Genomic DNA, 8812 nt, shown 5'->3' with positions numbered 1-8812 from the left:
CATAGCAAGAGTGAACCACCTGATCCCTTCCCGAACTCAGAAGTGAAACCTCTTCGCGCTGATGGTAGTGTGGGGTTACCCATGTGAGAGTAAGTCATCGCCAGCTCATTATTCAAACACCCTCAACAAATGTTGGGGGTGTTTTTTTATGCAAGAGAGAAAATAAAGTTAGAAAAACAATAATAAATTGAATAGAACTTCTGATTAAAATCTTTATGTCTTTTGATAAATCTGTGCTATACCTAATAAAACGGCATAGAAATTGCTTATCAAAAACTTATATATTAAGTTGTTGAAAAACATAAATTTAAAAGAGTGGGTGAAAATGAAGTTATCGGTTGGATTAAAAGTTGCAAACTCCTTGTCACTGACACCGCAGTTACAACAAGCCATTCGTTTGCTTCAACTTTCGAGCTTGGAACTTGAACAAGAAGTTCAAATTCAGTTGGACAGTAATCCCTTATTAGAAAAAGTCGAAGAACAAAGTAGTGTCGAAAGTTTATCCACCTTAGAAGAGCAAGAGCATGATCAAAAGGATTTGACTAAAGAATTAAATGCAGATCATCTACCGAATGACTTGCCTGTCGATACAGACTGGGATGATGTGTACACTCATTTACCCACGAGTTTGGGAGCAGCGGAATATGAAGAGCGCGAGGATAATCGTCAGGGACATTTAGGTTTAAAAGAGCACATGATGCAACAAATCAATCTGTTGCATTTTTCTCAAGTCGAGCAGCTCATTGCCTATTGTATTGTTGATGCTTTGGATGACAATGGTTTCTTGGATTGTGAAATATCTGAAATCACTACATCTGTGCAACATTTATTGATCTCCATGGAATACGAAGATGAAGTTGAAGACGATGAAGTTTTGGTGGTTTTGAAACATATTCAGCGTTTAGAGCCGATTGGTATTGGTTCGCGTAATTTGGCGGAATGTTTATCTATTCAGCTTGAAAGTTTGGCTACAGATGTGCCTTATCGGCAGGAAGCACTGCAACTCTTGCAGCATTATGAGTTATTAATTTCGAATGATTTAGCCAAGTTAATTAAGCAAACGGGTTTAAGCGCAGATCAGCTACAGCATGCAGTGGCTTTATTAAAAACCTTGAAAGCGCATCCTGGTACAGCATTTGAAGATCAGGAGTCAGATTATCAAATTCCAGATGTAGTGGTCAGTAAAAAGCAGGACCATTGGCAGGTGCAGCTGAATCCTGATGTTGTACCGAAGCTTAGAATCAATTCATTTTATGCCAATATGATTAAACGCGCAGATCAAAGCGAAGACAATCAATATTTGCGCAATCAAATGTTGGATGCAAAAAACTTTATTAAAAGTGTCGATGAGCGTCATAAAACTTTATTAAAAGTCGCAACCTGCATTGTGCAACATCAACGTGAATTTTTAGAAATTGGTGCTGAAGGAATGAAACCGTTGATTTTGCGTGATGTTGCCGATGAGGTGGAGTTGCATGAATCTACAGTTTCACGGGTGACCACTAATAAATATATGTTAACTCCACGTGGTTTATTTGAATTGAAATATTTCTTTTCAAGTCATGTTGGAACAAGTTCAGGTGGAGAAGCATCCTCAACTGCGATTCGCGCCAAGATAAAAAAATTAATTGCAGAGGAAAATCCACGTAAACCTTTGTCAGACAACACAATTGCAAACCTTCTTAAGGAAGAGGGAATTGATGTAGCACGCCGAACAGTTGCGAAATATCGTGAGTCATTAAATATTCCGTCATCTTCTGAACGAAAAGTCTTGATCTAATTTTTAAAATTGGTCTATTCTAAGGATTCATTATGACCAAATAATGAATTTTTTTTGAAGGAATAGTTAGACATGATTTAAAGTGACCGCTACAGTGATCTGTTATTTGGCAATCAATCATGTGAACTATGCCTTCCTAATCCTAATGAAGGTGAGGGATAGAATTATGCAAATAACAATTCGTGGACATCACTTAGCTATCACCCCTGCAATTGAAGAAAATATTCGACTTAAATTTGCACAAATGACCAAACATCTGGATCAGGTCAATAGTATGCAGGTGAAATTAAGTAAAGATCATCAAATCGATAAACATTCTAAAAAAGGCAGCGCCAATCATATTGCAGAAGCAATTATTCGTTTACCTGGAACGGAGCTTTTTGCGCAGGCTAGTGCAGATGATATGTATACTTCAATTAAGATGATGACAGAAAAATTAAAACGTCAGTTAGAGAAACATCGGAAGATGCAGTTGGATTATCAGCCTTTAGCCATCTAGTTAAAATGTGATTTAAAAAGAGGTTTTGGATAAACCTCTTTTTTTATTGCGATAATGTATAGGATTAATGAATTATTTTTTCTATTTATAGTAAAATGACAGGTTTTTACACCGTTGGTCCTATAAGAGGTCTTTGTGATGAATAGTGAACAGCTCACTGAAATTTTAAAAGCTGCTTTTCCAGAGGCTGAAGTTGCTGTAAGTGGGCAAGGCGGCAAGTTTGATCTTCGTATTGTAGATAATCAGTTTGAAGGTAAGCGTCCTGTTGCTCGTCAACAAGCAGTGTATGCACCATTGAATAGCTATATTGCCAGCGGTGAAGTTCATGCGGTTACAATTCGTGCAATGACACAAGAAGAATGGCGTAAAGCAAGCTTATTTGGAGCTTAATAATTTAATGGATAAATTTTTAATTCAGGGCGGTAATAAGCTCGAAGGTGAAGTGCGTATTTCTGGTGCAAAAAATGCAGCCTTGCCACTTCTTGCTGCAATGATTCTTGCAGAAACGCCAATTACATTGAAAAATGTTCCAAATTTAAAAGATGTAAATACCTTGGTGAAGTTGATCGCAGGCTTGGGCATTAAAATGTCTTATGAAGGCGATACAGTCATTGCAGATACCTCAACGTTGGACAACCAATTTGCACCTTATGAATTGGTAAAAACCATGCGTGCCTCTATTTTGGTGCTTGGCCCATTGGTTGCGCGCTATGGTAGTGCAAAAGTATCTTTGCCAGGGGGGTGTGCAATAGGCTCACGTCCTGTCGATCAACATCTTAAAGCACTCGAAGCGTTAGGCGCAGAAATTGAAGTTGAAAATGGCTATGTAAATGCCAAAGTCAATGGTCGCCTTAAAGGTGGCGAAGTGGTCTTTGATATGGTCACTGTTGGCGGTACAGAAAACATTCTCATGGCTGCGGTATTGGCAGATGGTGTTACCACTATTCGTAATGCTGCACGTGAACCTGAAATTACCGACCTTGCGCAAATGCTCATCAAAATGGGCGCTAAAATTGAAGGTTTAGACACCGATACTTTAGTGGTTACAGGTGTTGAACACTTGCATGGTTGTGAGTATTCAGTAGTTGCTGACCGTATCGAAACAGGTTCTTATTTGGCTGCAGCTGCAATTACGGGCGGTAAAATCAGAACCACACATACCGATCCTGCCTTGCTAGAATCTGTGTTAGATAAGTTTGAAGAAATGGGTGCGGAAGTCACACGTGGCGATGACTGGATTGAACTGGACATGATGGGCAAGCGCCCTAAAGCCGTGAGTTTCAGAACTTTACCACATCCTGAATTTCCAACAGACATGCAAGCACAGTTAATGGCGGTGAATGCGATTGGACGCGGTTTTGCTACCATTTCGGAAACTATTTTTGAAAACCGTTTTATGCATGTCCCTGAGTTGTCACGTATGGGTGCCAATATTCAGGTAGAAGGCAATGATGCGGTGGTGACAGGCGTAGAAAAACTTTCTGCTGCACCTGTTATGGCAACTGATTTACGTGCCTCATTCTCGTTGGTGTTAGCAGCATTGGCGGCAGAAGGCGAAACATTGATTGACCGTATTTATCATATTGATCGCGGTTATGAAAATGTAGAACAAAAGTTACAAGGTTTAGGCGCCCAAATTAAGCGAGTAAATTGATGAATGACATGAGAAACGATGATCCAAATTTTGACGTCATGGGCAATTTTGATCATGGTTTAACTTTGGCATTAAGTAAGGGGCGAATTTTAAAAGAAACTTTGCCTTTATTAGAAACTGCGGGAATTAATTTACTGGAAGATCCAGATAAATCACGTAAGTTGATTTTCCCAACCACACATAAACAAGTGCGTATTTTAATTTTACGTGCCTCTGATGTACCAACTTATGTTGAAAATGGTGCGGCAGATATTGGGGTTGCGGGTAAAGACGTGCTGATGGAGCATGGCGCTCAAAATGTATATGAGCCGCTGGATCTGAAAATTGCCAATTGTAAATTAATGACTGCGGGCAAAGTTGGTATGCAGCGTCCCAAAGGTCGTTTAAAAATTGCCACTAAATATGTGAATTTGACCCGTCAATATTATGCCAGCTTAGGTGAGCAGGTTGATGTCATTAAACTCTATGGCTCAATGGAATTAGCACCATTGGTCGGTTTGGGTGATTACATTGTCGATGTGGTTGATACAGGTAATACTTTACGTGCCAACGGTTTAGAGCCGCTAGAAGAAATCTGTAAAGTATCTTCACGTTTAATTGTCAATAAAGCCAGTTTTAAGCGCAAGCAAGATTTGCTCAATCCAATTTTGGCACAACTTGAAAAAGCTGTGGCAGAACGAGAGTTGGCAAAACAATCTGCTTAACTTTGTATCCATCATCCTGCCTTCTCAAAAAACCGTCATTCAATGGCGGTTTTTTTATGTTCGTGCATGATTCTGTTCTTGAATGATTTCGAACGTGAATTTCCATCAAAACATACTGCTTTCGCCATGTATAGATTCCCACAAAGCCCTAGAAACAAGGTAAACTAAACTTTTCTATCAAACCTTGTGGGTAAATTGATGCGACGTTTATCGACTCAAGATCAAAGCTTTAAACAAGCCTTTGCAGACTTGTTGGCTTTTGAAACTGTCAGTGATCCTGAACTTTTAAAAACTGTAGATCAAATTATTGCTGATGTGCGTCAGCATGGTGATGCTCAGGTTCTTAAACTCACTCAACAGTTCGATCGACATCCAGCGCATCAATTTTCAGAACTTGAGTTAAGTCAAGAACAACTGAAAGCCGCATTTGATGCTTTAGATAACGAAGTTCGTGAAGCTTTGGAATTGGCTGCTGCACGTATTCGTGAATTTCACCAAGCGCAAAAGCAGGATGGCTGGACTTATGTTGATGCTTTGGGCAATACACTTGGGCAAAAAGTCACGCCATTAGATCGCGTTGGTATTTATGTACCGGGTGGCTTGGCATCTTATCCATCTTCTGTGCTCATGAATGCCGTGCCTGCGCATGTTGCTGGTGTACCTGAAATTATTATGGTGGTACCTGCACCGAATGGTGAACTCAATCCATTGGTTTTGGCGGCTGCATATTTAGCAGGGGTGACTCGTGTATTTACCATTGGCGGAGCGCAAGCTGTTGCTGCATTGGCTTATGGTACAGAAACCATCCCATCGGTAGATAAAATTACGGGGCCGGGTAACCGCTTTGTGGCGGCTGCAAAACGTGCTGTGTTTGGTCAGGTCGGCATTGATATGATTGCAGGGCCATCCGAAATTTTGGTTTATGCCGAAGGTGAAAATAATCCTGAATGGTTGGCGATGGATTTACTTTCCCAAGCCGAGCACGACACGGTTGCACAATCTATTTTTATTACACCAGATGCGCAATTGCTGAATCAGGTTGAACAAGCGATTGAACAGCACTTGGCGAATTTGCCTAAAGCTGAAATTGCCCGCACTTCTATTGCAAATCGTGGTGCATTGATCTTAGTCAAAGATCGTCAAGAGGCGATTGAATTGATCAACCAAGTTGCGCCCGAACACTTGGAGTTGTGTATGGATGATCCACAAGTGATGGCAGAAGAAATTCGTCATGCGGGTGCGATCTTTATGGGGCGCTATACACCAGAAGCTATTGGTGATTATTGTGCAGGGCCAAACCACGTATTACCAACGTCGGGTACGGCACGTTTTTCATCGCCATTGGGTGTTTACGATTTCCAAAAACGCTCAAGTCTGATTATGTGTTCAGCTGAGGGCGTGAAAAGTTTGGCGAAAACCGCTGATATTTTAGCGAAGCAGGAAAATCTGGATGCGCATGCACGATCAGCACGTTATCGTTATCAATCATAAATAGCATTACAACCTCTCCCTGACCCTCTCCTAATAAAGAGAGGGGAATTTAAACCACACAAATTTTGTGTCTTTAGTAATGAAAATTCCTCTCCCTTTGGGAGAGGTTAGGAGAGGGTTTAAAGAGAATACAAAATGAATATCACAGCAGAACAAATGCGTTTTTGGAGCCCTGAAGTACGTGAGCTAGAGCCTTATGTACCGGGTGAGCAGCCAAAAATTCAAAATTTATTAAAATTGAATACCAATGAAAACCCGTATCCACCTTCGCCTAAAGTGGTGGAAGCGGTGCAAAAGGTTTTAGAAAACTCGGCAGATGCACTGCGTTTATATCCAGATCCAGATGCGTCTGAGCTTAAGCAAGCCATTGCGAAACAGCAAAATGTAGCTGTTGGAAATGTCTTTGTTGGCAATGGTTCAGATGAAGTCCTTGCACATATTTTTAAGGCTTTTTTTGTTCAGGAACAGCCGTTACTGTATCCAGATATCAGCTATAGTTTTTACCCTGTATATAGTCAATTTTTTGGGGTAAAAACTAAAATTTTGCCTTTAAATGATGATTTTGAAATTGTGGTTGATGATTATAAGCAAGCCAATGGCGGCATCATCATCGCCAATCCGAATGCACCGACCAGTATTGCTTTGGGTTTAAGTGCGATTGAAGAAATTTTACAGGCCAATCCAAATTCAGTGGTGGTGATTGATGAGGCTTATGTCGATTTTGGTGCAGAGTCTGCAGTAAAATTGGTAGAAAAGTACGATAATCTTGTGGTGTGTCAAACCACATCTAAATCACGTTCTTTGGCAGGTTTACGTGTTGGTTTTGCGATTGCGCAACCGCATTTAATTGCCGCACTGGAAGCCGTGAAAAATAGTTTTAACTCCTATCCAATGGATCGTTTTGCGATTGCAGCAGCGGTGGCATCTTTTCAAGATCAGGCGTATTTTGAAGCACAATGCCAAAAAGTTATTGCAAGCCGTGAGAAATTGGTGACGGATTTAACGAGCTTGGGCTTTAAGATATTGCCATCACACGCCAACTTTATTTTTGCATCACATCCTCAACAGGATGCGGGTGAATTAGCTGCAGCATTACGTGAACGCGGTATTATTGTGCGTTATTTTAATAAACCACGCATCAATCAATATTTGCGCATTACTATTGGTACAGATGATCAAAATCAACGCTTAGTAGATACTTTAAAATACGATATTTTGGCTTAATTGTTAAAATATCGTAGAGGCGAGTGAAGCATTGAATTCACTCGCTTTTTTTGTTTTTGCGACATGCTATTGCGCAGGTTTGTACCAGCGGTTCAATAAGTCCAACATCGCTGAAACTTTGTCAAAACATTCTTGATATTCTGCTTCACAAACAGATGCAATCGTGACGCCACCACCAGCCCATAATGAAACATCTTGCTGATATTTCTGAATAGAACGGATCAGGATATTCCAAGAACCCGTTCCATCGGCATCAAAATAACCCATAGAGCCGCAATAGGCGCCACGTGCTGCACCTTCGAGTTCATCTATAATTTGCATGGCACGAATTTTCGGTGCGCCTGTAATTGACCCACCTGGCAAGGCAGACATCAACACATCAAAAGGATTCATCTCGGCTTTTAGTGTTGCGGTCACTTCACTGACCATGTGATGCACTTGGTTAAAAGACTCAATATTGAATAACTTTGGCGTTTTGACGCTGCCAGTTTCGGCATAAACACTTAAATCATTACGTAATAAATCCACAATCATCACATTTTCAGCCTGATCTTTTTTAGATTCACTTAATTGTTGTTTCGATTGTCGGTCTAATTCAGGATCGCCATAACGTGGCATCGTGCCCTTAATGGGTTTTGTGGTAATTTTTCGATTTTCCTCAAAATCGATAAAGAGTTCGGGCGAACAACTTAAAATTTCAAAATCACCAATACGTAAATAACCTGCATAAGGTGCATTGGTCAGTTGCCAAAACTGAGCTGCAGTCTCTAAAAGTTGACCTTGAGCCTCAGCGCTAAACTCTTGCGTAAGATTAATTTGATAACAATCTCCTGCCACTATATAGTCTTGAACATGTTGAAAGGCGCGTTGGTAATCTGTGAAATTCCAGCGTGCTTGACACTTTTGGCTTAATTGGAACTGTTCAATTATGGTTGATTGAGTATATAAATTTAAAATAAAATCAAAGATTTGAGTAGCAGCATCGTCTGAACTATAAAAATACCAGCCATCAGTTTCTTGCTGTAAATAGCTTTTAAATTGACCTAAAAAAATACTTGGCTGGGGACGAGACTGCATATTGATGTGTTGCTGTGCTGCAGCATCATACGAAATAAAACCCATTACACTGCAAAATGGGGCAGTGTTTGTATCATTTGAAGTGCCTAGATGAGCTGTTAAATCTAATTGAGTTGGACTTAATTCATATTGATCCAATACCGTTTTTTGAAAGTAAAAATGTTGATGGTTTTGCTGCACACAATAGCGTTCAGCTAAAAAAGCAATACGTGCCTTTCCATTATTTTGCAAATAAATACAATGTGAAAGTGCTGCCAAAGCTTGCAAAATTCTTGCAGCCTCATATTCAGGTTCACAGAATAATTTTTTAAAATGAGTAGGATAGGACATAAAGCGTAAACAGCTGAGAGATTTTAAAAGGCTATTTTACATGATTGCAGCAG

The 8812-nt window shown here is 40.1% G+C and carries 8 protein-coding genes and 1 rRNA gene; 8 read left to right on the top strand and 1 reads right to left on the bottom strand.

From position 1 onward, the window contains the following. The 8 genes from rrf to hisC all read left to right on the top strand — a co-directional run. Positions 1 to 106: ribosomal RNA gene (gene rrf, locus FTU39_RS11575) — 5S ribosomal RNA — on the top strand; the annotation flags it as partial. A gap of 219 nt (positions 107 to 325) precedes the next feature. Beyond that, complete coding sequence (locus FTU39_RS11570; RefSeq protein WP_154320393.1) at positions 326 to 1780, top strand: RNA polymerase factor sigma-54; 1455 nt, start codon at positions 326 to 328, stop codon at positions 1778 to 1780. A gap of 166 nt (positions 1781 to 1946) precedes the next feature. Further along, the gene (gene hpf / locus FTU39_RS11565) at positions 1947 to 2279 is read left to right on the top strand and encodes a ribosome hibernation-promoting factor, HPF/YfiA family (RefSeq protein WP_004975196.1); all 333 of its coding nucleotides are present in this window, start codon (positions 1947 to 1949) and stop codon (positions 2277 to 2279) included. A 138-nt stretch (positions 2280 to 2417) separates the two neighbouring features. Then, positions 2418 to 2669 (top strand): BolA family iron metabolism protein IbaG, encoded by a 252-nt coding sequence (gene ibaG, locus FTU39_RS11560; protein WP_004975198.1) that lies wholly within the window; start codon positions 2418 to 2420, stop codon positions 2667 to 2669. A gap of 7 nt (positions 2670 to 2676) precedes the next feature. Beyond that, entirely contained in the window at positions 2677 to 3933 is a 1257-nt protein-coding gene (murA, locus tag FTU39_RS11555; protein WP_004975199.1) for a UDP-N-acetylglucosamine 1-carboxyvinyltransferase, read from the top strand. Then, complete coding sequence (gene hisG, locus FTU39_RS11550) at positions 3933 to 4637, top strand: ATP phosphoribosyltransferase (protein ID WP_004975201.1); 705 nt, start codon at positions 3933 to 3935, stop codon at positions 4635 to 4637. The genes murA and hisG overlap by 1 nt, the downstream gene beginning before the upstream one ends. A gap of 186 nt (positions 4638 to 4823) precedes the next feature. Beyond that, positions 4824 to 6128 (top strand): histidinol dehydrogenase, encoded by a 1305-nt coding sequence (gene hisD / locus FTU39_RS11545; RefSeq protein ID WP_179990908.1) that lies wholly within the window; start codon positions 4824 to 4826, stop codon positions 6126 to 6128. A 135-nt stretch (positions 6129 to 6263) separates the two neighbouring features. Beyond that, on the top strand, positions 6264 to 7352 hold the full coding sequence (hisC, locus tag FTU39_RS11540) for a histidinol-phosphate transaminase (protein ID WP_180052206.1): 1089 nt from the start codon (positions 6264 to 6266) through the stop codon (positions 7350 to 7352). A gap of 66 nt (positions 7353 to 7418) precedes the next feature. On the opposite strand, the gene pabB is transcribed toward hisC, so the two are convergent. Continuing rightward, complete coding sequence (pabB, locus tag FTU39_RS11535) at positions 7419 to 8759, bottom strand: aminodeoxychorismate synthase component I (protein ID WP_180052205.1); 1341 nt, start codon at positions 8757 to 8759, stop codon at positions 7419 to 7421. Between the last annotated feature and the right edge of the window lie 53 nt (positions 8760 to 8812).

Source organism: Acinetobacter sp. YH12099 (genome assembly GCF_013419195.1).
In the GTDB taxonomy this organism is placed as follows: Bacteria; Pseudomonadota; Gammaproteobacteria; order Pseudomonadales; family Moraxellaceae; genus Acinetobacter; species Acinetobacter towneri.
This window is presented reverse-complemented; position numbering and strand designations above follow the sequence as displayed.

Coding starts and splice junctions, on each gene's coding strand:
- FTU39_RS11570 (WP_154320393.1), top strand. CDS start 326: ATGAAGTTATCGGTTGGATTAAAAGTTGCAAACTCCTTGTCACTGACA.
- hisG (WP_004975201.1), top strand. CDS start 3,933: ATGAATGACATGAGAAACGATGATCCAAATTTTGACGTCATGGGCAAT.
- hisC (WP_180052206.1), top strand. CDS start 6,264: ATGAATATCACAGCAGAACAAATGCGTTTTTGGAGCCCTGAAGTACGT.
- pabB (WP_180052205.1), bottom strand. CDS start 8,759: ATGTCCTATCCTACTCATTTTAAAAAATTATTCTGTGAACCTGAATAT.
- ibaG (WP_004975198.1), top strand. CDS start 2,418: ATGAATAGTGAACAGCTCACTGAAATTTTAAAAGCTGCTTTTCCAGAG.
- murA (WP_004975199.1), top strand. CDS start 2,677: ATGGATAAATTTTTAATTCAGGGCGGTAATAAGCTCGAAGGTGAAGTG.
- hpf (WP_004975196.1), top strand. CDS start 1,947: ATGCAAATAACAATTCGTGGACATCACTTAGCTATCACCCCTGCAATT.